Consider the following 24,823-nt stretch of genomic DNA (forward strand, 5'->3'; position numbering starts at 1 on the left):
ATGCCAAAGGATACCGGAATCGGCGCATCCACCAAGCGCCGCGAAGATGTGCGCTTCCTGACGGGGCGCGGCGTTTACACCGATGACCTGAGCCTGTTCGGGCAGGCCCATGCCGTGATGGTGCGCTCCAGCGTGGCGCATGGTCGTATCGTTTCGATTGATACCGCGGCGGCCGAGAGCATGCCGGGGGTGCTTGCCGTGTTTACGGGCGAGGATTTCAAGGATGTCGGTGGCAACCCGGCAGGCTGGCTGATCAACAGCCGTGACGGCACCCCGATGCGCGAACCCAAGCGCCCGGTGCTCGCCCATGGCAAGGTGCGTCATGTCGGCGATGCCTATGCTGCCGTGATTGCCGAAACCTATGCGCAGGCGAAGGATGCCGCGCAGGTTCTGGCCGATGCCACCGTGATCGAGGAATTGCCCGCGATTGTCGACATGCGCGCCGCCGTGGCCGATGCGTCGAACCGCGTGCATGACGAGATTCCCGACAACCTGTGCTTTGACTGGGGGTGGATCGAGGACAACCGCGCCGCCGTGGATGCCGCGATGAAGGCTGCCCCGCATGTGGTGACGCTGGAATTGACCAACAACCGGCTTGTCCCCAATGCGATGGAGCCGCGCGCCAGCATCGGAGAGTATTTCCCCGGCACGGGCGATTACAAGCTGACCACCACAAGCCAGAACCCGCACCTGACGCGGCTTTTGGTCTGTGCCTTCGTGATGGGGATTCCCGAAAACAAGCTTCAGGTCGTGGCGCCTGATGTGGGCGGTGGCTTTGGCTCGAAAATCTATCACTACGGCGAAGAAGCCCTTGTTCTGGCCGCTGCCAAACGTCTTGGCCGTCCGGTGCGCTGGACGGCGGAACGGACCGAAAGCTTCCTGTCGGATGCGCATGGCCGCGACCATGTCACCAAGATCGAACTTGGCTGCACCAAGGAAGGTGACATTCTGGCGATCCGCACGGAAACGCTGGCCAATGTGGGCGCCTATCTGTCGAACTTCTCGACTGCGACGCCAACCTTCCTGCATGGGACGCTGATGGCGGGGCCCTACAAGGTGCCGCATGTCTATGTGAACGTGAAAACCGTTTTCACCAACACGGCGCCGGTCGATGCCTATCGCGGCGCAGGCCGTCCCGAGGCGACCTATTCGATTGAACGTGTCATCGACAAGATGTGCCGCGAGTTGGGTCTTGATCCGTTCGAGGTGCGGCGGCGCAACCTGCTTACCCCCGACCAGTTCCCCTATACCACCCCTGTTGGGCTGGTCTATGACACAGGGAATTATCAGGCGACGCTCGACAAGGCCGTAGAACTCGCCGACGTGGCGGGCTTCGAGGCACGGCGCGCCGAAAGCGCGAAACGCGGCAAGCTGCGCGGCATGGGTCTGTCCACATGGATCGAGGCCTGCGGTATTGCCCCTTCGCATCTGGTGGGCGTCCTCGGCTCCCGCGTCGGGCTTTATGACGCGGCCACGGTACGGGTGAATGCGACTGGCACCATCTCGGTGATGACGGGCGCACACAGCCACGGGCAGGGTCATGAAACCGTGTTCCCGCAGATCGTGGCGGAGAAACTCGGGATTCCCGAAACCTCGGTCGAGATCGTGCATGGCGATACGGCGAAGATCCCGTTCGGCATGGGCTCTTACGGGTCGCGTTCCTTGGCGGTTGCGGGCTCCGCGATGGACCGTGCGCTCGACAAGATCATCGCCAAGGGCAAGAAGATTGCCGCCCATATGCTGGAAGCAGCCGAAGGCGACATCACCTTTGCCGATGGCAAGTTCAGCGTGGCCGGTACCGACAAGGCCAAGAGCTTTGGCGAGATCGCCTTCAGCGCCTATGTGCCGCACAACTATCCGCTTGAGACGCTGGAGCCGGGGCTGGAGGAAACCGCCTTCTATGATCCGGCCAACTTCACCTATCCCGCTGGGGCCTATATCTGCGAGGTCGAGGTGGATGCCGAGACCGGCAAGGTCGATGTGGTCGCCTTTACCGCGGCGGATGATTTCGGCAACGTGATGAACCCGCTGATCGTGGAAGGGCAGGTGCATGGCGGCGTCGGGCAGGGGATTGGTCAGGCGCTGTGCGAGAACACTTCCTATGACGAGAACGGTCAGCTTCTGACCGGCTCTTACATGGATTACGCAATGCCGCGCGCCGATGATGTGCCGTTCTACACGGTCGATCATTCCTGCGCCACGCCCTGCACCCACAACCCGCTCGGGGTGAAGGGCTGCGGCGAGGCGGGGGCCATCGGCTCGCCGCCGGCCGTGGTCAACGCTGTGATCGACGCCTTGCACAGTGGGGGCCATACCCATGTGACCCATATTGATATGCCCGTCTCGCCCAATCGGGTGTGGCAGGCGATCAACGCGTGATCGGAGGGACGCAAGATGCACAATTTTGAATTCGTAAAGCCCTCGAGCATTGCCGATGCGGTCAAGGCCCTCGCGGCCGAAGGCGCGCAGCCGCTGTCGGGCGGACAGACCCTGCTTCCCACCATGAAGCAGCGGCTGGCCGCACCCGAGGTGCTGGTCAGTCTGACCGGCATCGCCGAGATGCAGGGCGTCTGCATGGGCGAGGGCGGGCTGCATGTCGGGGCTGCGACTCCGCATGCGGTGGTCGCGCGCGAGGCGGCGCCAAGCTATCCCGCACTCGCCGCTCTGGCCGGGGGCATCGGTGATCCGGCGGTGCGTAACCGTGGCACCATTGGCGGATCGGTCGCCAATAACGACCCTGCCGCCTGCTATCCGGCGGCGGTGCTGGCTTCGGGGGCGACGGTGGTGACGGATCGGCGCCGGATCGCGGCGGATGATTACTTCCAGGGTATGTTCACCACGGCGCTGGAAGAGGGCGAGTTCATCACGCAGGTGATTTTCCCGGTTCCGCAGGCGGCTGCCTATGTCAAGTTCAACCAACCCGCCAGCCGCTTTGCACTGACTGCCGTTTTCGTCGCCCGCTTTGCCGATGGGGTCCGTGTTGCCGTCACGGGTGCGTCAAACAACGGTGTCTTCCGCTGGGAAGAGGCCGAGGCTGCCCTGTCTGCCGATTTTTCGACGGCGGCGATTTCGGGTCTGTCGGTGTCTGACGCTGACATGATCAGCGATCTGCACGGATCGGCGGCGTATCGCGCCAATCTGGTCAAGGTGTTGACCGGCCGCGCCGTCAACGCCGCGCACTAGCGTCGTTAACGAGTGCGCCCCCGGTCCCGTGCGGGATCGGGGGCTTTTTTTGCCCGTTCTGGGTCAGGCCGAGACCTGTTCGCGCAGGATCGCGGCGGTCATCGAGACCATCAGGTAAATCCCTGCAAAGACCAGCAATGCCACCATCGTGTTTTCAAAGGCGCGCGGATAGGTCGCCTCATCCGGTGGGATCGGGCTGACGGACACCGACAGATAGCGCACCTGGCGGTTCGCATCGGTGCGGGCGGTCTCCATCGACTGCAGCGATTGGGACAGCAAAAGTTGGCGGGTCTGCACATCGGCCTGTGCCACCAACAATTCCGACTGCACCTGAGCCAGCGATTTGCCGCCACCCACGCCTTGGGTCAGACGCGAGCGCAGGGTTGCGATCTCTGCTTCGAGTGTGGCGATCCTGCGGCGCAGGGGCTCCATCCGGGCAACGTTGGGGGTGGCGTTCGATTCCATCTGGGCAAGGCTCAGGCGGTCTTGGCTCAACTGGGTTTCCAATTGGCCGATCTGTGCGGTGATGAGGCTCACCTCGACTTCGGACGAGAGGATCTTGAACTGCTCTTGCAGATCGACAACCTTGCGCTGTGCTGCAAGCATCGCGGCTTCGGCCTGCTCATAGGCTTCGCGCGCGCCTTTCATCTGGTCGGCGCGCAGACGCTGCGTCAGGTGGTCGACCTGATCTTCGGCATAACCGATCAACGCCTGCGAAAACTCGGCCGAGATTTGCGGATCGGCAGCGATCACCTCCATCTTGATGATGCCTTCGGTCGGATCATAGGCGATTTTTACATTGCGCTTGAACACCTTATACGCTGCTTCGCGCGAGGCGCCTTCGGCAAGGCGCTGGATGGGGTCAATCTGAGGCTGCGAGAAATGCGCAATGAAGTTCTTGTCCTCATCCAGCCGCATCATCGCATCGCGCGATTGCAGATAGCCCTGCACCGCAATCGAATCTTGCGAGGTGGCGAATTGTGTGCCGGACAAAAGCCCGCCCATACCCTGTGTTCCGGCAGGATCGGCCTGCTGGATCACGAATTCCGCCTTGGTGGCGTAAAGTGGCGTCGCCACGAAGTAGTAATACCATCCGGCAAGCAGAGTCGGCAGACCCACGAAGAAGAACAGCCTTGCCATCAGCAGCGCCGATTTGCGCCGCCGCCGCTTGGCCAGATCGCGCTGGATGCGCTGGATCTCTGAAAGATGCGCCTCCTCGGCCCGCACTTCGGTAGAGGGCACCTTGATCGGCTTGACGGTCTGCGGCAGTTGCACGCCATCGCCACGCGGGCCCACGGTCAGCGCGTGCGATGCAGCCTCGCCCGCGGGCGGGGGGCTGTCGCCATCGGCGCTGATCATTTCCATGATGGTCGATTTCTGAAACGGGTCCAGACCTGCGGCGCGCAACAGACGCACAGCATCGAAATCTGATGTGGCAGGCAGGCCGTATTTCTGCGCCATGCGCCGTGCCATCCGCAATTGCCGCCCCGTCAGACCTTCCTTGCGGATCTGGTCCAGATCGCCGGGCGTCGCCTCGGTGCCGCCGATGGCAGGGCCGGTGCCCGCACCAGTGCCCGCGCCTGCCAGAGCAGGGGCTGCGTCCATCATCGCCACCACCTGGTCTTTCGCGGTCGGGAAGGGAGCATCGCCAAAACCGTCATCGGTAACCGGCGCTGGGGCAGGGGCTGCAACCGGGGGCCGCACGGCGCTGCGGGCCGGTGTGGCAGGTGTGTTTGCCGGGCGCTGCGGCGCTGCGGGGGCCGTGCTTGCAGGATCGGGCCGACGCAGGTTGTAACGTTTAACCTTGAGCTTGATAGTCATAAAGCTGCTTCGCCTCTTCCAGAGTGTCGAATATGTAAAGCCGCCCGTTGCGCAGCACGGCGGCCTGTTTGCAGAACTTTTCCAGTGTCTGCGCCTGATGGCTTACGATGACCACCGTGGCATTCTGCAACCGCTCGCGCAGGATGCGCCCTGCCTTGCGGTTGAACTCCACATCGGTTGTGGCAGGCATGCCCTCGTCGATCAGGTAGATGTCAAACTCCAGCGCCAGCATCAACGCAAAGGAAAAGCGGGCGCGCATGCCTTGGCTATAGGTGCCGACCGGCATGTCGAAATATTCCTCGATGCCGCAGAGCCAGCGGCAGAAGCTTTCGACATAATCGGGGTCGAGCCCGTAAAGCCGTGCCACATAACGGCTGTTTTCGGTGGCGGTGTGCTTGTTCACAACGCCGCCCATGAAACCAAGTGGAAAGGAGATACGGCTGGTGCGGGTCACCCGCCCTTCATCCGGTTTTTCCAGCCCGGCCATCATGTTGATGATCGTGGTCTTGCCAGCGCCGTTTGGGGCCAGAATGCCCAGCGACTGGCCGATATCGACCCGAAACGACGCCCGATCCAGAATGATCTTGCGCTGCTTTCCGGTCCAGAAAGACTTTGAAACGCCCTCAAACTCGATCACACGCTGCCCCCGTCTGGCCAAGGCTTCTGCCCCGCGCCGCTGTTCGCCCTCCCGGTTGGCATCGGCACTGTCAGCTTAGATGCCAATGCTTAACCGGTCTTGCTGCCGCCCAGCCCTGCTGTATCTAACAGGGCTTTCAGGCATGATTATGTCCGCCCCCGCCCGGCCCTGACATGGCCACGGCGCAGGGCCCGCGCCAGCAGGAACGCTGCCGCGCCCGCCAGCAGAGAGATCACCAGTCCAAGCCGCGCGGCCTCGGCCATCGCGCCCCCCGGCACTGCGCTGTCAAGCGCAAGCACCGGCACCGTAAAGCTGATGCCGCTGATCATCGCGACGATCAGCAGATCGCGCAGGCGCACCCCTTGCGGCAGATCGAACCCCAAGCCGCGCGCGGCAAAGACCGCGCCCACCACCACCCCGAGAGGCTTACCCAGCCAGCAGGCAAGAAGCACCGTGCCAGTTGTCGGGGCCAGCGCCAGCACATCCACCCCGCCGCGCGTCAGCCCGAAGAGAAACAGCACAACCGCAAGCGGCCGCACCAGCAGATGTGCCAGACGGTTGAGCGGGTCATGCAGAAATTCCTCGGCCTCGGCAAACAGCCCGAAGGCGCGATCCGCATGGGGGATCACGGGCACCAGCGGCAGCAGCCCCAAGGCTCCGGGCAGTCCGGCCAGCACCACGCCCAGCCAGGACATGGCTCCGGCCAGAACATAAGGCCACAGCGCAAAAGCGCGGCGATGCTCACGTTCTGACAGTTCGGGGTGTGCCAGACGCGCAAAGAACAGCCATACCAGCCCGACGGCAAGCACCACCAGCCCCAGCCAGGCCAGTCGCAACCCTGCGGCAGGATAGACCAGCCCCACCACGGTCAGCCCGACAATGTCATTGGCGATGGTGATCAGCAGCAGGAGGTGCAGCGCAGGATGGCCGTTGCCAAATATCAGTCGTCCGAAGAGATAGCAGAGCACCACATCCGACCCGATCGGCAGCGGCCAGCCCGTTCCGGTGCTTGCCTCCAGCGCCGTCTCGAAGAGGGCAGAGCTGACCAGCCAGACCAGCACCGCGCCGATCCAGCCGCCAATCATCGCGCCCAGCGGCACCCCGGCACGCCGGCCGGCCAGCGCCCCGCGTTCCAGCCGGATGGCTTCCCAAAGCTCCTTGCCGACGAAGAACAGGAACAGGGCCATCAGCCCTTCGGAAACAATTCCCATCGGGGTCAGCGCCACCGGAAACGGTGCCATCCACAGCGGCAGCGACAGTTCGGCGATCCGCCATTCGATCGCGTCATAATAGGACGCAGGCGACAGCGTCAGCCACAGCGTCGCCAGCGCAATCCCTGCCAGAAGGGCCTGCCCGAAATGGCGCACAAAGGGAGAGACTCGATACATCGCCCAATCCGTTCCAGACCTGCCCCGCGCGGGGGCACCACTGATCCCTACAACCGGGACTTATACGCTTCAATGCAGGCCGCGTGCCAAGTCGGCACGAGCTGCGCTTTTTTTGCAAGGCAATTGCACCTTTCCGAAATACGCCCGCGCCGCGCGCATCTGCCGGGTCGAGGGCTCAGGTCGGTTTGACGCCGTCGGGTGGCAGCAGTCCCAAGCCGCGCAAATAAATGCCGATCCCCGCTTCCAGCAGATCTTCGGGCGGGAAGGGGCTGCGGGTCACGCCATTGGCGCTGCCGCGCATGTAAAGCTCCACCACACCGTGGCTCATGGCCCAGATGTGGGCCGAGAACATTGACGCAGGAGGGCGCATGCCGGGCGGCAGGTGTTGCGAGAGGCTTTCCGCCGCGCGCTCCAGAACGCCCCGCGCCTTGCCCGCCACCAAGGCCAGATCGGGGTGGTCGTTCAGGCTCAGCCCCGCTTCGAACATCGCCATGTAATGGCCGGGATATTTCCGGGCAAAAGCCAGATAGGCCCTTCCGGTGGCCTCAAAGGCCGCGAGGGCCGAGGGACGCCCGTTGTCGAAGGCAAATTCCATCAGGGCGGCGAAAATTTCGTACCCTTGGCGGGCCACTTCGGCCAGAAGGTCCTCGCGCCCCGCGAAGTGCCGATAGACAGCGGCGGGCGTGACATCCGCCGCCTTGGCGGCTTCCGAGAGCGTAAAACCCGTCGGCCCCTGATCGGCGATCAGTCCGAGGGCTGCTTCCACCAAAGCCTGCCGCAAATTGCCATGATGGTATCCGCGTTTCACGCCCGTCCCTTGCGCAACTGGGGTCCGCCGCAAACCAGCGGATCGGGCAGGCCGATCTGCCCGAGATCGCGCCCCTTGTAATCGACGGCCCGCAAGATCGTTTGAACCGCAGCCAGGCGCGCGCGTTTTTTATCATCCGACAGGATTATCGTCCAAGGGGCCACGTCGAAATGGGTGCGTTCCATCGTTTCCTCGATGGCTTCGCAGTATTCTTCCCACTTGCCAAGCCCGTCGATGTCAATGGGCGACAGTTTCCATTGCTTGAGCGGGTCTTGCTCGCGTGCCAAGAATCGCTTGAGCTGTTCGGCCTGCCCGACCTCCAGCCAAAGTTTGAGCAGGATGATGCCGTCGTCCACCAACATGCTTTCAAATCCGGGCAGTTGGGCAAAGAAATGCGCGCGCTGTTCTGGCGTGCAAAAGCCGAAGACGTGCTCGATCATCGCGCGGTTATACCAACTGCGGTCAAACAGGGCGATTTCACCATTGGCAGGCAACCAGTCGACGTAACGCTGGAAATACCATTGCGCCGCCTCGCGGTCCGAAGGCTTGGCGAGGGCCACGACCGAGCAAACCCGCGGATTGAGGTTTTCCCGCACCGCCCCGATGGTGCCACCCTTGCCAGCCGCATCGCGCCCCTCGAACAGCACCACAAGCCGTTTGCCTGTCGCCTTGATGTCCGACTGCATCTTCACCAGTTCGATCTGGAGCGCCTCCATATGCGCGTCATAGGCCTTGCCCTTCATCTCCTCGCGGTAAGGGTAGGACGGATCAAGAATGTCATCCTTTCCGGCCTTCTCTATCGCCTTGCGGACCGAAGGGGGGGCTTTCTCCTTGAAGAATGCGCTGATTGCGCCGTCAAAAGGCAATGTCATGCGTGGCTCCATCCTGTGTGCGGCCGCCAGCCTGTGGCCCGCTGTCTTTGGCAAGTATGGCGATTGGCCGCCTTAGCGCAATCCGGCGCGCAGGGCGGCCCTGTCGATTGCGGCTATAACTGCCTCGGGGTGGGTGTGATGCGGCATGTGGCCCGCACCTTCCAGAACGGTCAGGGCGGCGTTGGCAATCATTTGCGACAGCGGCTTGGAATGGATGTGCAGGGGAACGATTGTATCGGCATCGCCATGCACGAGTTCGATCGGCAAGGTCAAGCGCGGGTAATCCTGCTGCATCTTCTCTACCTGTGGTCTCAGGCCATTGATTTGCATGGCATTGGTGGCCATCGAGCTTTTGCGCAAGATCAGATCGATGCCCAGATGGTCGGCATATCCTTCAGGCACGTGCTGCGGCGCGAATACCCCGTCAATCGCGCGCCGCACATAGCTGTGACTGACAAAGGCCGAAGCCAGGGGCAAGATCGCGATGCGTCCGACGGCCGAGGCTGTGATCCGATACCAGATGTCCAGCTCCCCAGGCCACGGCAACGACGGGGAGGAGACAAGCACAAGGGCGGCGGGCGGGGCCTGCAGCGCCCATGCAAGCGCCACGGTGCCGCCATAGCTTTGTCCAAGCACAACAGGGTTTTGGGCCCCGACTTGCGCCACCGCCTGCCGCAGCACCTGCGCCTGGGCGGCGACGCTCGCTTCGTCCTCGGGAAGCGCGTCGGAATAGCCGAGGCCGGGACGGTCCACTGCGATGACCCGGTAGCGGTCTGAAAGCTGATCCATCATGGCGAAGGTGAATTCGCGCAGGTTTCCATTTGCGCCATGGATCAGCACAAGATCGGGGCCTTCGCCCGCGACCTGCAAGTGAACGCGGCGGCCTTCGACCAGTACGAATTCCCCGCTCGGCGGATGCGAGGCCAGCGCAGCCTGATCCCGCGCCGCCATGCGCCCCGTTGTGCCGGCCATCATGCCAATTCCGATGAGTGCGGCACTAGCGGCCAATATCCTGAGGGTCATAGGGCGTTGACTGGTAAATCTCGTTTATCCAGTTGCCATATAGAAGGTGCGCGTGACTTCTCCAGCGATTGAGAGGCTTTTTCGCGGGGTTGTCGTCGGGGTAATAGTTCAGCGGGACATTGATCGTCGTGCCATTCGCGATGTCGCGGTCATATTCCTGCTTGAGCGTATCGCTGTCATACTCGAAATGGTTGAAGATATAGAGCGCGCGGTGGCCCGGGTCTTCCACCAGACAAGGGCCAACCTCATCACTGCCCAGCAGCGTGCGCAGCCCGGATCGGGCGTCAATCTCTTCCTGCCGCATCTCGGTCCAGCGGCTTACGGGGATCACGCAATCATCTGAAAAGCCGCGCAAGAGGGGCGAGGTCGGGTCAAGGTTGCGATGGCGGAAACAGCCAAAAGCCTTGTGGTCCAGCATGTGCTTTTGCACGCCATGGAAATGGTTGATCATCGCCATCCCGCCCCAGCAGACGCCAAAGGTGGACTGCACGTTTGTCTGTGTCCAGTCAAAGACCTCGCAGAGTTCTTCCCAATAGGTCACTTCGGTGAAGGGCAGATGTTCGATCGGCGCGCCCGTGATGATCAGACCGTCGAACTTCTCTGTCTTTACCTCCTGAAACGGGCGGTAAAATGCCTCCATATGCTCGGCGGCAGTGTTCTTGGTCTGGTGCTCCGACATGCGAATCAGTTGGAAATCGATCTGCAGCGGCGTCGCCCCGATCAGGCGCGCGAACTGGTTCTCGGTCTGGATCTTCTTTGGCATCAGGTTGAGCAACCCGATTTTCAGCGGCCGGATGTCCTGCCGCGCCGCGCGTTCGGGCGTCATGACCATCACGCCCTCGTTCCGAAGAACGTCAAAGGCGGGCAGGGTCTCTGGCAGGGTAATCGGCATGGAACGCTTCCTTGGAGCGGAGGATGTAGGGTCGGGTTCAGCGCCGATCAATGGCGCGGGCGATCAGGGCGTTGAAATCATCAGGGCTCGATACGGCGGCCACTTCTTCGGCCGTCACGGTCGCCCCCCATGTCGCCATCGCGGCATAGCGCGGCTGACGATGGGCCAAGGCACGGGCATAGGTCCAGCGCACAAAGTGATCTGGGTCGCAGGTTTCTTCGGATTTACCGCTTGTTACACGGTATTCCTCCCACGCTGCATGAAGAAACTCCGGCTGGTAATACATCGGCTTCGGCGCGCGGTCGAACCGCCGCGCCAGTTCCGCTGTATGCGCATCAGATCCTTTGATCCAGACCAGCAGCAGGGTATCGGCCAGTTGCCGCATCACCGGATCGGCGTGGTCATCGGGGTTGACGACCTCGCAGATGGAGCCCGAGGTGTCGCATACAAAGTTCTGATAGCCGTAGATGGTTTCGGCGCGGCCCATGAAATGCGCGGTGTCGAGCATTGCCGCAATCTCGGCCCGGCGATGCTGGTCCTGCCGGATCATGTATTCGGCGAAGGGCAGGCCGCCCTTTGCCGGATCGCCCGGCTTGCCCAGATAGGTCGAGAGCGGTGCCAGATTGTCGAAGGTGATGTTGGAAGCGATATAGACCGAATCCGTCATCAGCAGTTCGCGCAGCAGCGGAACCTTCATGGCTTCGCGCTTGAAATTGTCGGCGATGTATTCGCCCATGTAGCGGGTGCCGATCCGGTAATCGACCGAGTAATGGAACCAGCCCCCATGATCGGGACGGCTGGCACGCAGCATGTTGGACAGGTGGGTCTTGCCCAGACCGGACATGCCAAAGAGCAGCACACGCTTTTGCGCTGCCGCCAGATAGTCCGCCCCGGATGCGTAGATCATCGCCTTGCCCTTTTGTTTGCCCCTGACAGTTACCGCCCGCCGCCGCCGCCTTCAATGAAAAACCCGCCCCTGTGAAGGGGCGGGTCTGTGGCCTTGTTCGGTCTGGATCAGAAGCTGAAGCCGACGCGGAGTCCGAAGGCGAGCGCGTTGTTTCCGGCAAAACGCGCGTTGCCCGTCGTCGAGGTCGGCGTGGACTTGAGCGCCGAGGCATTGCCGATATCGACATAGCGCACGCCTGCGGTGATCTTCATGTTCTGATGCGTATAGGTGCCGCCCACTTGCAGGCTCAGCAGGCCATCCGTTGGCCCGAGGTTCCCGGTGGGGATGCCTTGGGTCTTTTCGTAGCCGATCGAAACCGCCCCCGAAAATGCGTCCGAGAATTTCCGTCCGACGCCGATGTTATAGGTGATGGTGTCCTTGGCATAGCTGACCAGCGGATTGACCGGCGGCAGCGGTGCAGGCGGGTTGGCAAAGGGGGCGTCAAGGCGCGTCACGCTCCAATCCACCCAGCGGATCGAGCCGAACACCAGCGTATCTGCCGCCACACCCGACTGGAAATCGAGGGTGAGCGATTTGGGCAGGCGCACGGTGGTCGAGCCCGAAATGACGCCGCCCGGCGCAAAGGCGGAAAAGCCCGAAGCATCAAGCTCATGCTTGGTTTCCGAGGCATAGGTCAGGCCAACGCGCAGCGCGATCTCGGGCTTTTCATAGGCGACGCCGATCAGGTAGCCCACGTCACGGTCATTGTTGAAAGTCGCGCGATAGAAGTTCGAGCCGCCGTTCACAAGGCTCACATCTCCGCCGATCCCGACCGAGCGCAGACCGCCATGAACCGAGACATTCTCGTTGATCTTGTAGCGGCCGATCACAGCAAGTGTATCGCCGCGCAATTTGGCCGTAGACCCGGCAATGGGATAGCCGGTTCCGGTCGGATAGGCGACATCGGCGCCAAAGGTCGGATCGAGCGTGACGCCAAGCGAAATCTGGTCATTCAGGTCGCTTTTGAAGGCAAGACCGACCGTGCTGTAATTCTTGGTCACGTTGCCCGTCGTCACCGAAGGGGCTGCGTTCAACGCGCCGGAAACCTTGGGACGTGCCGAGCCAAAGCTCAGTTCGGCATAGTTGCCTTTTTCAAACATGAACCCGAGCGGCGTGGCCGAACGCTCAAACCCACCTGCCTGTGCCGAAGTGGCGCAGGCTGTCGCAGCAGCGGCTGCGATCACGATTTTCTTCATCTTGTTCCTCATCCTGTGTAAAGGATTTCCCCTGCAAGAAGGCTATTTGACGCAGGCTTGCGCGGTCAATCAATGACGCGGCGTCACAGACTTCTGGATTGAAGGCTGTGTGTCTTTCGGGTCTCGGAGCGGATATTGATCCAGTTGGCCAAGACGATCAGCCCCGCCCCGACAAAGAGCAGCATTTCAAGCTGTTCCTGATAGAGCAGCGCCCCCGCCAGGGCCATGAGGGGAAGGCGGATGAAGTCGACAGGCATGACAAAGGTGGCAGGGGCGAGCCGTAGTGCTGAGGTCAGGCACAGATGTGCAAGCACGCCCGTGACCCCGATCACGAAAAGCCAAGGCGCCGTAGAGGCAGTGGGCCATGCGATCTGTCCGTCTGCCGCGGCAAGACCCGCGCCGAAGATGAACTGCATCACCGTCAGCCAGAACAGGATCGACAAGATGGTGACATCGCGTGCAAGGCGTTTGGTCGCGATATTGGTCGCGGCAAAGCAGACAGCCGCTCCTGCCGCGGCCAGAACGCCGATGTTGAGCGCGTCGAAATCGGGCCGCACCACGATGAGAATGCCGACAAAGCCAAGCCCCGCCGCCATCGCGCGCGGCTTCGTAATCCGCTCGCCCAGCAACAGCGGCGAGAGCAGGATGACCCAGAGCGGCGAGGTAAACTCGATGGCAATCAGCTGCGCCAACGGGATCAGGGTCAGCGCCCAGAACCATAGGTTCTGGCCTGTGAAATGTACCACATTGCGCAGCACATGCCCCCTGAGACGCAAGGTGCTGATGTCACCCATCTTGCCCATCGCTGCAGCGGCAGCCAGCACGAGAAAGAAGCTGACGAACGAGCGGGCGGCCATGATCTCGAAAGTATCATGCGCGCCCTGAAGCTGGCGTCCGGCAATCGCCATACCGCTGAAGGAAATCACGGAGCCCAGCATCCAGAGGATCGCGACAATCGGGCGGTAGGGTGCGGGCGTGTTCATGCCCTTGTTCTGGCCTCTCGGGCGCTGACTGTCCAGAGTGCATGCCGGTGCCACACGACAGGGGCGCGCGCGAAAAATAACGCTGCGGACGCTAGTCCCGCAGTTCTTCGATCTGGAAATCGCGCAAGATATGCCGCGTTGCTTCGAACCAGCGGCTGGCGCGGGTGCGGGTCTGATGGGCATCGAAATCGGCGCGGGTCCGGAACGATTCGCGCACGTCCCAGATCATCGGATCATCGGTCTGGCTGATCTCGAAAGACAGGCAGCCCGGTTCTGCCTGTGACAGGCGGATGTGTTCGGCCATATGCTCACGCACCGTCTGCGCTTCCTCGGGCGTCATGCAGATCAGGTGCCCTTTGAGGCGGATCATGGCGTCTCCTTTGCGAAACCGGGGCGGGGCGCGACAAAAGCGAGTTTTCTGCGCAGAATCCGCCCCCTCCGATCACTCCAGCTCGATCGTGCCCGGCGGCTTGCTGGTGCAGTCGTAAAACACCCGATTGATGCCCTGCACCTCGTTGATGATTCGGGTCGAGGTCTCGCCGAGGAAATCATGGGTGAAGGGATAGTAATCGGCGGTCATCCCGTCGACAGATGTCACCGCGCGCAGCGCGAGCGCATAATCATAGGTGCGCCCGTCACCCATCACACCCACGGTTTTCATCGGCAGAATGGCCGCAAAGGCCTGCCAGATCTCGTCGTAAAGGCCGTGCTTGCGGATCTGGTCAATATAGACCGCATCGGCCCGGCGCAGGATATCCAGCTTTTCGGCGGTGATTTCGCCGGGGCAGCGGATGGCAAGGCCGGGGCCGGGGAAGGGGTGGCGGCCAATGAAACTGGCGGGCAGGCCAAGCTCGCGGCCCAAGGCGCGCACTTCGTCCTTGAAGAGTTCCCGCAAGGGTTCGACCAGTTTCAGACCCATCTTTTCGGGAAGGCCGCCGACATTGTGGTGCGACTTGATGGTGACGGATGGGCCGCCGCTGAAGGAGACGGATTCGATCACATCAGGATAGAGCGTGCCTTGCGCAAGGAACTTGGCGCCACCGACTTCGGTCGCGTGTTTCTGGAACACATCGATGAACAGGCGGCCAATGGTCTTGCGCTTCACTTCGGGGTCCGAGACGCCTTCGAGCGCGCCAAGAAACAGCTCGGATTCGTCGGCATGGATCAGCGGCATCTGGTAGTGGTCACGGAACATGGTGACGACCTGCTCGGCCTCACCCAGACGCAGCAGCCCGTGATCGACGAACACGCAGGTAAGCTGGTCGCCGATGGCCTCATGGATCAGCACCGCCGCAACCGAGCTGTCGACCCCGCCAGACAGGCCGCAGATGACCTTCGCATCGCCGACCTGTTCGCGGATCTTGCGGATGGCCTCTTCACGATAAGCCCCCATCGTCCAGTCGCCCTTGAAGCCGGCGAGCTTGACGAAGTTCTCGTAAAGTTTAGCGCCCTTGGGGGTGTGATGCACCTCGGGATGAAACTGGACCGCGTAGAAATGGCGCGAAGGGTCGGCGGTGATAGCGAAAGGCGCATTGGGCGAGGTGCCGAACACCTCGAACCCCGGCGCGATGCGCGAGACATGGTCGCCGTGGCTCATCCAGACCTGTTCGCGCCCGCCCGTCGTGTTGGGATCGAACCAGCCGTCAAGCAAAGGCAGACCCGACCCGCTGGGCGTGACATAAGCGCGCCCGAACTCTGCGGTGCCGTGGCCGCGTTCGACATGCCCGCCAAGGCAGTGCATCATCACCTGCTGGCCATAACAGATGCCGAGGATCGGCACGCCCATCGTGAAGACCGTCGGCGGCGGCATCGGCGCGCCGGGCGCAAACACCGAGGCAGGCCCGCCCGAAAAGATCACAGCCTTCGGCGCGAAGTCGGCCAGAAAGGCATCGTCCACTTTGTTGAACGGGTGGATTTCGCAATAAACGTTCAGCTCGCGCAGGCGGCGCGCGATCAGCTGCGTCACCTGAGAGCCAAAGTCGATGATGAGGAGGCGATCATGATGGGTCATGCGCCCGCATACGAAGGGGCGCGCAGAATCGCAAGGGGGGAAAGCGGGCCTGCGCGCCACGGCGCGTGCGCCGCCTTGGGTTGCGCCACGATGGCGAGGCTTTGGCCGCATGTCGCTTTTGGGCGTCAAGCGACGGAAACGGGTGCCGGACGCGCAGGCTTTGGCGGCATAAGGGCGGCAAACAGGCTTTGGAGGGCTAGTCATGAGCGATGGTTCGGGTGAAGGGCGCCGGGCGCGCGGCGGTGGCGGTTCGGCCCGGCGCGCGGAACGCACCGCGGTGTCGCTGGAAACCGCAAAGTTCATTCAGCGCAACATTCCCAATTTCGAGATCCTGAACGAGGAAGCGCTCGCCATCATCGAATGGAACGCCGATACGGTTCTCGAGGAAATCGGCGTCAATTTCGTCGAGAATCCGGCGGCGCTTGCCTTGTGGAAGGCAGCAGGCGCCGATGTTCAGGGTGAGCGCGTGCGCATCCCGCGCGGTCTGGCCCGCAAGCTTTGCGCCACCGCGCCGTCCAGCTTTACCCAGCACGCGCGCAATCCGGCCCGCAATGTCGAGATCGGCGGGCGCAATCTGGTGCTGGCACCGGTCTATGGCCCGCCCTTCGTGCGGGACATGGAGGGCGGTCGGCGCTATGCCACGATCAACGACTTCCAGAACTTCGTGAAACTTGGCTACATGTCCAAGTGGCTGCACCATTCCGGCGGCACCGTTTGTGAGCCGACGGACGTTCCGGTGAACAAGCGCCATCTGGACATGCTGCATGCGCATATGGTGCTCTCGGACAAGCCCTTCATGGGCTCTGTCACCGAACCCAGCCGCGCCGCAGATTCGGTCGAGATGGCGAAACTGCTGTTCGGGTCCGATTTCGTGGACCAGAACACGGTGATGACCAGCCTGATCAACATCAACAGCCCGTTGACCTTTGACGGCATCATGATGGGCGCGCTCGAGGTGTTTGCCCGCGCCAATCAGGCGGCGATCATCTCTCCCTTCATCGTGGGCGGGGCGATGGCTCCGGTGACGGTGGCTGGGACGCTGACACAGGTGCTGGCCGAAGTGCTGGCGGGCGTTGCCTATTCGCAGCTTGTGCGCCCGGGCGCGCCGGTGATCTTCGGTGCCTTCGTGACCAGCATCGACATGAACTCGGGGGCGCCCACCTTTGGCACGCCCGAAGCCGCCCATATCACCTATGGCGCAGGGCAACTGGCCCGCCGACTCAATCTGCCTTACCGTTCGGGCGGCTCTTTCTGTGGCTCGAAACTGCCGGACGCGCAGGCTGCCTATGAAACCGCCAACAGCTTGAACATGGCATTGCTTGCGGGCGTCAATTTCATGCTGCATGCCTGCGGCTGGCTGGAGGGCGGCCTCGTGTCGTCCTACGAGAAATTCGTGATGGATGCCGACCAGCTTGGCACCCTGCATCATCTGGCCCAAGGCGTGATGATGGATACCAACGGTCAGGCGATGGACGCGCTGCGTGAAGTGGGGCCGGGGGGGCATTTCCTCGGCTGCGCACATACACAGGCAAACTTCAAATCGGCGTTCTGGCGGTCTGACCTTCTCGATTACAAGCCGTTCGAGACATGGGCCGAAGAGGGCGCGCGCGACACTCAGAGCCTTGCGGCGGAACGGGTCAAAAAGCAGCTGTCCGACTATCAGCAGCCCGCGCTTGACCCCGCGATCCGGGAATCGCTCGATGCCTATGTGGCACAAAAAAAGGCGTCGATGCCCGACGCCTTCATCTGATCAGTCTGACGTCAGAACGTAAAGGGCGGCCACCTCGGGGCCGCCCTTTTGCTTAGGCCTGACGCATGACCAGCCGAGACTCCGCCAGCAGCGCGATCAGCACCTCGATATGGCGGGCGATCGAATAGGCAGCATCACCGCGCTGCCTGTTTTGTTCCAGTTTATCTTCTTGCGACAACAATTGGCTGACCGTTGCCTCGGGTGAGGCCGGAAGGCTGATCAACCGCCGCAGATCACGTTCGCGGCGGTAGTCGGACACGCCAAAACGGGCGGCATGCATCAACAGCTTTGGGCGGCGCAGATCGGCAAGCGGGGCGCGGAAGTCAGACATTTGATGTCTCCTGATTGTTGCCAGATCAGCATAAATCACTCAACCCTGCGTTGCATTTTATGTGGATAACCGCGCGCTCGGTTCGAAATCGTTTCACTTTCTTCACCAATTATCCACAGAGCCGTCCGATCAAACCGGGAAATTAACCAATGCGTAACCGACTCCCTTCAGGTTGTGTTAACCATGATTAAGTCAGGACACCGCAGGGCGGCACCGGAAACGAAGATGACATCGAACCTGTCCGCCGAGATAAGCCTGCCAGAATGGTTGCCCGACGACGTCAGACTTTACCTCAGCCATATCGGCATCGGGGTGACGTTCCGGGAACTGGCGCGCCGCAAAGGGGCACATGCCTCGACCGTGATGCGCCAGATCCGCCGTTGCGAAGCCCGCCGCGAAGACCCGCTGGTGGACGAAGCGCTGGCACTTCTGGGCGGCAGGACGATGGCTCCACACACAGAGGAAGCCCCTGCCATGACCCTGTCCTTCTCGCCCCATACCCTGCAGATTGATGAAACCACACTCGCACGGGAAGGTCGGCGCATCCTGCGGCGCATGGCCGAGCCCGGTGCCGTTCTGGCCATCGCTCCGGATCTGGAAAAGGCGGTGGTTCTGCGCGAGTTTCCCGACGGCCAGCAGGCGCGAACCGGCGTTGTAGAGCGCGCCGTGGCGCAGGCCTTTGCCGTCAAGGACTGGATCACCTGCCGCAAGAAGGGCAGGGTCACCACCTACGAGATCACCGCAGCCGGTCGCGCCGCGCTCAAACGCCTGATCGACGAAAGCGATCTGGCTCGGCAGACGCATCACGCGGGGCTTGCCGAGGCTCCGATGCCCTTCGCCGGCCAGCACCGCATCTGGGACGAGCGCGACATCGAAGAGAACGGCGCCTCCCGCAAGATCCGCTACAATCTGGCCGAAAGCCCTCTGGCTGTGCTGGGGCGGCGGCGCGACAAGGATGGCAAACCCTTCCTTGAAAACGAGTTGATCCGCGCCGCAGAACGGCTGCGCGAAGATTTCGAACTGGCCCAGATGGGGCCGCGCGTCGCACAGAACTGGGAGCGGTTTTTGACCGCGGGCGATCGCGGCGGCTTTCGGCCCGATGCCGGACACGGCGAAGGGCCGGGGCGGGCGCGCGATCGTGTGGCAGCGGCGCTGCGCGATCTTGGCCCCGGTCTAGGCGATGTGGCGCTGCGGGTCTGCTGCTTTCTCGAAGGCATCGAGACGGCGGAAAAGCGCATGGGCTGGGCGGCCCGCTCCGGCAAGATCGTGCTGCGCATCGCCCTGCAGCGCTTGCGCCGCCATTACGAGGAAACCGGCGGCGAACGGCGCAATTTCATCGGCTGATCGCGGCAGAGTGCCCTGCGCACAGTCCGGCCCTGCCATGCACGGCATGCAATGCCTTGCGCCCGCAGCGCCGGTTGTGCGCGGGGCCGGTTCGGGCTAGATAGGGCACATGGCATGGTTTGGCGGAGGACCCTATGCGCGATCTGACAATTCCCGATCAGCGGCACCCGGAAAAGGCGCATCGCCCCGACAATGCCCAGCCCAAAAAGCCTGATTGGATTCGCGTCAAGGCACCCACATCCGAAGGCTATAAAAAGACCCGCACCATCCTGAAAGAAAAGAAGCTGGTGACCGTCTGCGAAGAGGCGGGCTGCCCGAATGTCGGGGAGTGCTGGAGCCAGGGCCACGCCACCATGATGATCATGGGCGAGATCTGCACCCGTGGCTGCACCTTCTGCAACGTGGCCACCGGCAAGCCGCAATCGCTCGATGCGTTCGAGCCGGGCCGCGTCGCCCATGCCGTCGCCGAACTCGGCCTCAACCATGTGGTCATCACCTCGGTAGACCGTGATGATCTCGAAGATGGCGGGGCCGAACATTTTGCCCAGACCATCCGCGCCATCCGCCACCGTAGCCCCGGCACCACCATCGAAATTCTCACGCCCGACTTTCTCAAATGCGCCCCTTCCGCGCTGGTAAAGGTGGTCGAGGCGCGTCCGGATGTGTTCAACCACAATCTTGAAACCGTTCCCGGCCTTTACCTCGAGGTCCGGCCTGGTGCGCGTTACTTCCACTCCTTGCGCCTCTTGCAGCGCGTCAAGGAACTCGACCCGACACTCTTCACCAAATCCGGCATCATGGTGGGTCTGGGCGAGGATCGCGCCGGCGTTTTGCAGGTGATGGACGACATGCGCAGCGCCGATATCGATTTCCTGACCATCGGCCAGTATCTGCAGCCCACGCCGAAACACCACCGAGTAGACCGCTTCGTCACACCTGACGAATTCAAAAGCTACGAGACGGCTGCCTACGGCAAAGGTTTCCTGATGGTTTCGGCCACACCGCTCACCCGGTCATCCTACCACGCCGGTGATGACTTCGCGCGCCTGCGCAATGCGCGTCTGGCCAAACTGGGCCGTGCCTGATCCCTGCATTTCTGCAAAGGCCGCTGCAAGCTCCGTCGCTTGCTGCTTGCCCAAATACTCCCGCCGGAGGCGCTTTGCCCGAGGAGACGCGCGGCACGCGCGCGACGAGAGATAGGGTCGCGCCGAAGGCGCTCCTTTGAGTCACCCACGCTCGGGTCATCGCCGCTCTGGTCAGCTGCGGCCGTAAAGCTCTGCTGCCCGCCTCTCGAAGGCGCGCACGATCCGCTGCATCGCCTCGTTGAACACCACCCCGATGATCCCCTGCAAAATGGCATTGCGGAACTCGAAGTCGACAAAGAAGTCCACTTCGCAGCCGCCCTGCGCCTCGCGGAACTTCCACGTGGACCGCATGTAGCGGAACGGCCCGTCCAGATACTCGGTCTCGATCCGATGCGCCTCGGGCCAAAGCACTACACGGCTGCCAAAACGTTCGCGAAACACCTTGAAGCTGATCACAAGATCGGCCTCCATCACTTCCGACCCGTCAGCGCGGGGCGTGCGCGACCGGATTCGCGCTGCCGAATTCCACGGCAGGAACTTCGGATAAGAACCGACATCGGCCACCAGATCATACATCTGTTGCGGCGCATAAGGCAGAAAGCGGGTTTCGGAATGGGTAGGCATCAGCAGGTCCCGTGACTCGGTCCGTGCTTTTCGATAGAAAGCGCGCAGAAATCAAGGGGACGCCATGACGCAACGACCTTATCTGATCGACCAGATGATCAGCGCCAAATCCATCGCGGCGCGGGTCGAGACACTGGCACGCGAGATCACTTCGCATTTTTCCGGCACCGACAAGCTGGTGGTGGTGGGTCTTTTGCGCGGATCTTTCGTGTTCATTGCCGATCTTGTGCGGGAACTCGATCTGCCGGTCGAGGTGGATTTTCTGGAAGCCTCCAGCTATGGCAACAGCATGCATTCCTCGCGCGAAGTGCGCATTCTCAAGGACTTGCGGGGCGAGATTGCGGGGCGTGACGTGCTCTTGGTCGAAGATATCGTCGACACCGGCTTCACCCTCGGCCATGTGATTCACCTGCTCAAGGCGCGCGAGCCTGCACGGCTCAAGGTCTGCGCGCTGCTGGACAAACCGTCGCGCCGCGAAGTGGCGGTCAAGGCGGATTGGACGGGCTTCGAGATTCCCGATGAATTTGTCGTGGGCTATGGCATCGACTTCGCCCAGCGCAACCGCAACCTGCCTTTCATCGGCAAGGTGCGCTTTGCCGACGGTGCGGAATGAACCCGATCTGGCTTTTGCGCATGGCCAAATGGGTGCGCAACCCGCCGTCTTGGGCGCGCGTCAAACTGGTGGCGGGGGTGGTGCTGGCCTGTTTCGTTATTTTCGGAATCGAATATTTCTTTGGCTGGCCCGAAGCACTGACCCCGCAACGCATCAGGCCCTGACCGCGCTGGCGAAAAGGTGATCCCGATGCGAGGACGAACCCGCTAGACTAAACCCGTAGCTATCGGGATCGGAGATTGCATGCGGCGGCTTTTGGGTCTCGCGCTGGCGGCGGCGGCGCTTGGTGGGTCGGCATTCTGGGGGCTGACCCGCCCCTTGCCTCTGCCAGAGGCCCGGTTTTCCGGTCTGACAGGGGACGCGCTGCGCGGTGAGGCGGTTTTTGACGCAACAGGCTGCGCCTCGTGTCATATGGCCCCCGGCGCCAGCGCAGAGGCAAGGCTCGTTCTGGCAGGCGGTCAGGCCTTTGTCTCTGACTTTGGCACTTTCCTCGCGCCCAATATCAGCCCTGATCCGCAGCATGGCATTGGCGGTTGGTCGCTCGGCGACTTTGCAAATGCCCTTCAGCGGGGGATATCGCCGGAGGGCGCGCATTACTACCCGGCCTTGCCCTACGGCGCCTATAGCCGGATGGAGCCGCAGGAGGTGGCAGATCTGTTCGCCTATATGCAGACCTTGCCCACCGATGCCACGCCCAGCCAGCCGCACCAGATCGGCTTTCCCTTCAGTGTCAGGCGCCTGGTGGGCGGGTGGAAACTGCTAAACACCCCGCCGGATTTCGTGGTGCAGGGACCGCTGAGCGAAGCCGAGACGCGCGGGCGTTATCTGGTCGAAGCAATGGCGCATTGCGGCGAATGCCATACGCCCCGCAACGCGCTTGGCGGTCTCGACACCTCCCGCTGGCTTGCCGGTGCGCCCAATCCGTCCGGCCAAGGGACCATTCCGAACATCACACCCGCCAAGCTCGACTGGTCCGAGGGAGAGATCATCGCCTATCTGACCAGCGGCTTTACGCCTGACTACGATTCGGCGGGCGGCCATATGGTGCCGGTGATCGAGAACATGGCGCGCCTGCCCGAAAGTGACCGCGCCGCCATCGCGGCCTATCTCAAGAAGGTTCCGGCGGTAGAATAATTCCCCGCCTGCCATAATCCATTCGCGAGCGCCGCATCAGCCGGTCACAGCGCTTCCAGCGCTTCGGCCAGAAGCATCAGCGCATGGCTCACACTGGCCTGTCGCACCGCTCTCCGTCCGATCGCGCCAAACTCTACCGTTTGCGTCCGCACCGCGCGCCCCGTCTCGGCGATGCCGAAGCAGACCCTGCCTTCCGGCTTGAACTCCGATCCGCCCGGCCCCGCGATTCCGGTGACCGATACCGCAAGACCCACTCCAGCCCGCGTCAGGGCTCCCCGTGCCATCTCGGCGGCGACCTCCTGGCTGACCGCCCCGTGACTGGCCAATGTCTTTTCCCGCACATCCAGCATCTCGACCTTGGCGCGGTTGCTATAGGTGACAAAGCCGCGGTCAAACACATCCGACGATCCCGCCACCTCGGTCAGCGCGCCTGCGATCAGCCCGCCGGTGCAGCTTTCCGCGGTTGCAATGCGGACGCCCTTGGCGCGAGCGAGTGCAAGAACCTGCTCCGCCGTCATCGCATCAATACCCCGTGCGCCAGACCTGCGGCAAGGATCACCGCCACACCGGCGAAAAGCCCTGCCCAAAGGTCATCGAGCATCACTCCGGCCGCATCGCCCCTGCGGTCTGCGCGGCCGACCAGCCACGGCTTCCAGATGTCGAACAGGCGGAAGAACACAAAGGCCGCCACCCAGCCCGGATAGGCCACCAGCCACCAGCCTTCCATGCCGCGCCACCAGAAAGCGGCGGCTGGGAAGAGCAGGGCAATCCATTGTCCTGCCACCTCGTCGATTACGATTTCGGACGGGTCCTCGCCGGGCCGGTCCCGCAGCGCCAGATCGCAAGCCCAAAAGCCCAAAGCCGTGACCGCTGCCGTTGCCACAACCAAAGCCGGAAATCCGATCAGATGGTCAATCGCCACGCCCAGCACCAGCGCCGCCGCCGATCCCCAGGTGCCGGGCGCGGGCCGCAGCAATCCGACATAGCCAAAGGTGGTGATCGCGCGGATCATGCCGGCACCAAGGTGCAGGAGGCCAACGCGGCAATCCCCTCTTCGCGGCCGGTAAAGCCCAGCCGTTCCGAGGTGGTTGCCTTGACGCTGATCCGCTCCGCCTCGATGCCCATGATATCGGCAAGCGCCGCCCGCATCGCCGCCTGATGCGGCCCGATCTTGGGCCGCTCGCAGACCAGCGTCACATCGCAATTCGCCACACGATAGCCGCGCGCGGCCACCCGTTCCATCGCATGGCGCAGGAAGATGTGGCTTGCCGCGCCTTTCCATTGCGGGTCGCTGGGCGGGAAATGAACCCCGATATCCCCTTCGGCCAAAGCGCCATAAATCGCATCGGTCAGCGCATGCATCCCCACATCCGCATCGGAATGGCCCAGCAGCGCCCGCCCATGCGGCACATGAACTCCGCAAAGCCAGACCCCGTTGCCTTCGGTAAAGGCATGCACGTCAAAGCCGTTGCCCAGACGGATTTCCATCTTGCGCCCTTTCAGAATACTGGCCGCGCGGGTGAAATCCCCCGGATAGGTCAGTTTCAGGTTGTCCTCGTCGCCCGGAACGATTGTCACCGCGTGACCCGCCCAGCGCGCCACTTCCACATCATCTGCCGCCCCGCCCGGATGGGCACGGTGGGCGGCAAGGATGCTTTCAAAATGAAATCCCTGCGGTGTCTGCGCCCGCCACAGCCCGTCGCGCGCGGCGGTCCCTTCCACCTGCGCCGTGCCGCGCCATAAGGCATCGGAAACAGGCAGCGCAGGGGCCGCGCCGGGCGCGCTGTCCAGCGCGCCCAGCACCGCAGTGACCACAGCCTCGGGCACCAAGGGGCGCGCGCCGTCATGGATCAGCACTTTCGTCACGCCGCGGCCATCCAGCCATTCCAAGGCATTGCGCACCGATCCCGCCCGCGTGTCGGCTCCGGTGACAATCGGAAGGCCAAACCCTTCGGCGCGGGCGATGTCTTCGGGGTGGATCACAAGCACGATCTGATCGACAAGACCCCTGAAGGCACGCACGCTGTGGACAAGCACGGGTTGACCTGCCAGATCCTGCCACTGCTTGGGCAAATCGCCCCCGGCACGGGTGCCGCGTCCTGCGGCGACGATGATGGCGGCTGTGGTCATGAACACCTCTTTATGCCTTGCTTAAATCAGGGGAAAGAGTTGCGCAACGTGC

General features: G+C 62.7%; 25 protein-coding genes. 8 read left to right on the forward strand and 17 right to left on the reverse strand.

All coding sequences use genetic code 11. The annotated features are described in order from the left end of the window. A complete protein-coding gene (locus tag G3572_RS01880; RefSeq protein ID WP_164608974.1) occupies positions 1-2,379 on the forward strand; it encodes a xanthine dehydrogenase family protein molybdopterin-binding subunit in 2,379 nt (792 codons plus the stop codon). Positions 2,380-2,394: 15 nt separating this feature from the next. Then, positions 2,395-3,183 carry an FAD binding domain-containing protein gene (locus tag G3572_RS01885; RefSeq protein WP_164608975.1) on the forward strand — a complete coding sequence of 263 codons (789 nt, stop codon included), beginning with the start codon at positions 2,395-2,397 and terminating at the stop codon, positions 3,181-3,183. A gap of 63 nt (positions 3,184-3,246) precedes the next feature. Here G3572_RS01885 and G3572_RS01890 read toward each other — a convergent pair whose 3' ends face one another. The 12 genes from G3572_RS01890 to guaA form a co-directional block, all read right to left on the reverse strand. Continuing rightward, positions 3,247-4,791, reverse strand: a complete 1,545-nt coding sequence (locus G3572_RS01890) for a KpsE/RkpR family capsule polysaccharide export protein (RefSeq protein ID WP_354003974.1) — start codon at positions 4,789-4,791, stop codon at positions 3,247-3,249. A 190-nt stretch (positions 4,792-4,981) separates the two neighbouring features. Further along, the gene (locus G3572_RS01895) at positions 4,982-5,641 is read right to left on the reverse strand and encodes an ABC transporter ATP-binding protein (RefSeq protein ID WP_164608977.1); all 660 of its coding nucleotides are present in this window, start codon (positions 5,639-5,641) and stop codon (positions 4,982-4,984) included. A gap of 146 nt (positions 5,642-5,787) precedes the next feature. Continuing rightward, positions 5,788-7,029 (reverse strand): Na+/H+ antiporter NhaA, encoded by a 1,242-nt coding sequence (locus tag G3572_RS01900; RefSeq protein ID WP_164608978.1) that lies wholly within the window; start codon positions 7,027-7,029, stop codon positions 5,788-5,790. A 175-nt stretch (positions 7,030-7,204) separates the two neighbouring features. Further along, positions 7,205-7,837: a TetR/AcrR family transcriptional regulator gene (locus tag G3572_RS01905; RefSeq protein ID WP_164608979.1), complete on the reverse strand. Its 633-nt coding sequence runs from the start codon at positions 7,835-7,837 to the stop codon at positions 7,205-7,207. Further along, entirely contained in the window at positions 7,834-8,709 is an 876-nt protein-coding gene (ppk2, locus tag G3572_RS01910; RefSeq protein ID WP_164608980.1) for a polyphosphate kinase 2, read from the reverse strand. Before ppk2 ends, G3572_RS01905 begins: the two co-directional genes overlap by 4 nt. Before the next feature lie 72 nt (positions 8,710-8,781). Further along, positions 8,782-9,684: an alpha/beta fold hydrolase gene (locus G3572_RS01915; RefSeq protein ID WP_240335374.1), complete on the reverse strand. Its 903-nt coding sequence runs from the start codon at positions 9,682-9,684 to the stop codon at positions 8,782-8,784. Between the two features lie 22 nt (positions 9,685-9,706). Then, positions 9,707-10,624 (reverse strand): homoserine O-acetyltransferase MetA, encoded by a 918-nt coding sequence (gene metA / locus G3572_RS01920; RefSeq protein ID WP_164608982.1) that lies wholly within the window; start codon positions 10,622-10,624, stop codon positions 9,707-9,709. A 37-nt stretch (positions 10,625-10,661) separates the two neighbouring features. Further along, a complete protein-coding gene (locus tag G3572_RS01925; protein ID WP_164608983.1) occupies positions 10,662-11,531 on the reverse strand; it encodes an ATPase in 870 nt (289 codons plus the stop codon). Between the two features lie 107 nt (positions 11,532-11,638). Beyond that, positions 11,639-12,766 (reverse strand): OmpP1/FadL family transporter, encoded by a 1,128-nt coding sequence (locus G3572_RS01930; RefSeq protein ID WP_164608984.1) that lies wholly within the window; start codon positions 12,764-12,766, stop codon positions 11,639-11,641. 83 nt (positions 12,767-12,849) lie between these two features. Further along, entirely contained in the window at positions 12,850-13,749 is a 900-nt protein-coding gene (locus G3572_RS01935) for a DMT family transporter (protein WP_205518435.1), read from the reverse strand. A 91-nt stretch (positions 13,750-13,840) separates the two neighbouring features. Beyond that, positions 13,841-14,119 (reverse strand): putative quinol monooxygenase, encoded by a 279-nt coding sequence (locus G3572_RS01940; RefSeq protein ID WP_164608985.1) that lies wholly within the window; start codon positions 14,117-14,119, stop codon positions 13,841-13,843. Positions 14,120-14,191: 72 nt separating this feature from the next. Then, positions 14,192-15,760 (reverse strand): glutamine-hydrolyzing GMP synthase, encoded by a 1,569-nt coding sequence (guaA, locus tag G3572_RS01945; RefSeq protein ID WP_164608986.1) that lies wholly within the window; start codon positions 15,758-15,760, stop codon positions 14,192-14,194. A 202-nt stretch (positions 15,761-15,962) separates the two neighbouring features. On the opposite strand from guaA, the gene G3572_RS01950 reads away from it, so the two are divergent. Next, positions 15,963-17,510 (forward strand): trimethylamine methyltransferase family protein, encoded by a 1,548-nt coding sequence (locus G3572_RS01950; protein WP_164608987.1) that lies wholly within the window; start codon positions 15,963-15,965, stop codon positions 17,508-17,510. Between the two features lie 52 nt (positions 17,511-17,562). Here the strand turns inward: G3572_RS01950 and G3572_RS01955 are convergent, their stop codons facing one another. Continuing rightward, complete coding sequence (locus G3572_RS01955) at positions 17,563-17,841, reverse strand: DUF6477 family protein (protein WP_164608988.1); 279 nt, start codon at positions 17,839-17,841, stop codon at positions 17,563-17,565. A 225-nt stretch (positions 17,842-18,066) separates the two neighbouring features. Between G3572_RS01955 and G3572_RS01960 the strand changes: the two genes are divergently transcribed. Both G3572_RS01960 and lipA read left to right on the forward strand, forming a co-directional pair. Then, complete coding sequence (locus G3572_RS01960) at positions 18,067-19,185, forward strand: DUF6456 domain-containing protein (RefSeq protein WP_164608989.1); 1,119 nt, start codon at positions 18,067-18,069, stop codon at positions 19,183-19,185. Positions 19,186-19,319: 134 nt separating this feature from the next. Then, positions 19,320-20,270, forward strand: a complete 951-nt coding sequence (lipA, locus tag G3572_RS01965) for a lipoyl synthase (protein ID WP_164608990.1) — start codon at positions 19,320-19,322, stop codon at positions 20,268-20,270. Between the two features lie 171 nt (positions 20,271-20,441). On the opposite strand, the gene G3572_RS01970 is transcribed toward lipA, so the two are convergent. Continuing rightward, a complete protein-coding gene (locus G3572_RS01970) occupies positions 20,442-20,894 on the reverse strand; it encodes a type II toxin-antitoxin system RatA family toxin (protein WP_164608991.1) in 453 nt (150 codons plus the stop codon). A gap of 64 nt (positions 20,895-20,958) precedes the next feature. On the opposite strand from G3572_RS01970, the gene hpt reads away from it, so the two are divergent. The 3 genes from hpt (at position 20,959) to G3572_RS01980 (ending at position 22,641) form a co-directional block, all read left to right on the forward strand. Continuing rightward, positions 20,959-21,507, forward strand: a complete 549-nt coding sequence (hpt, locus tag G3572_RS01975; RefSeq protein WP_164608992.1) for a hypoxanthine phosphoribosyltransferase — start codon at positions 20,959-20,961, stop codon at positions 21,505-21,507. Continuing rightward, positions 21,504-21,671, forward strand: a complete 168-nt coding sequence (locus tag G3572_RS21840) for a hypothetical protein (RefSeq protein WP_205518436.1) — start codon at positions 21,504-21,506, stop codon at positions 21,669-21,671. Before hpt ends, G3572_RS21840 begins: the two co-directional genes overlap by 4 nt. A 79-nt stretch (positions 21,672-21,750) precedes the next feature. Beyond that, entirely contained in the window at positions 21,751-22,641 is an 891-nt protein-coding gene (locus tag G3572_RS01980) for a c-type cytochrome (protein ID WP_164608993.1), read from the forward strand. A 44-nt stretch (positions 22,642-22,685) separates the two neighbouring features. Here G3572_RS01980 and G3572_RS01985 read toward each other — a convergent pair whose 3' ends face one another. From G3572_RS01985 to G3572_RS01995, 3 genes are read right to left on the reverse strand one after another with little or no spacing between them, the layout of a single operon-like run. Continuing rightward, complete coding sequence (locus tag G3572_RS01985) at positions 22,686-23,159, reverse strand: CinA family protein (RefSeq protein ID WP_164608994.1); 474 nt, start codon at positions 23,157-23,159, stop codon at positions 22,686-22,688. Continuing rightward, positions 23,156-23,653, reverse strand: coding sequence for a phosphatidylglycerophosphatase A family protein (locus G3572_RS01990; RefSeq protein ID WP_164608995.1), 498 nt, complete (start codon positions 23,651-23,653; stop codon positions 23,156-23,158). The genes G3572_RS01985 and G3572_RS01990 overlap by 4 nt, the downstream gene beginning before the upstream one ends. Continuing rightward, positions 23,650-24,771 (reverse strand): bifunctional 2-C-methyl-D-erythritol 4-phosphate cytidylyltransferase/2-C-methyl-D-erythritol 2,4-cyclodiphosphate synthase, encoded by a 1,122-nt coding sequence (locus G3572_RS01995; protein ID WP_164608996.1) that lies wholly within the window; start codon positions 24,769-24,771, stop codon positions 23,650-23,652. Before G3572_RS01995 ends, G3572_RS01990 begins: the two co-directional genes overlap by 4 nt. Positions 24,772-24,823 lie beyond the last annotated feature (52 nt).

Source organism: Pseudotabrizicola algicola (assembly GCF_010915705.1).
Lineage (GTDB): Bacteria > Pseudomonadota > Alphaproteobacteria > Rhodobacterales > Rhodobacteraceae > Pseudotabrizicola > Pseudotabrizicola algicola.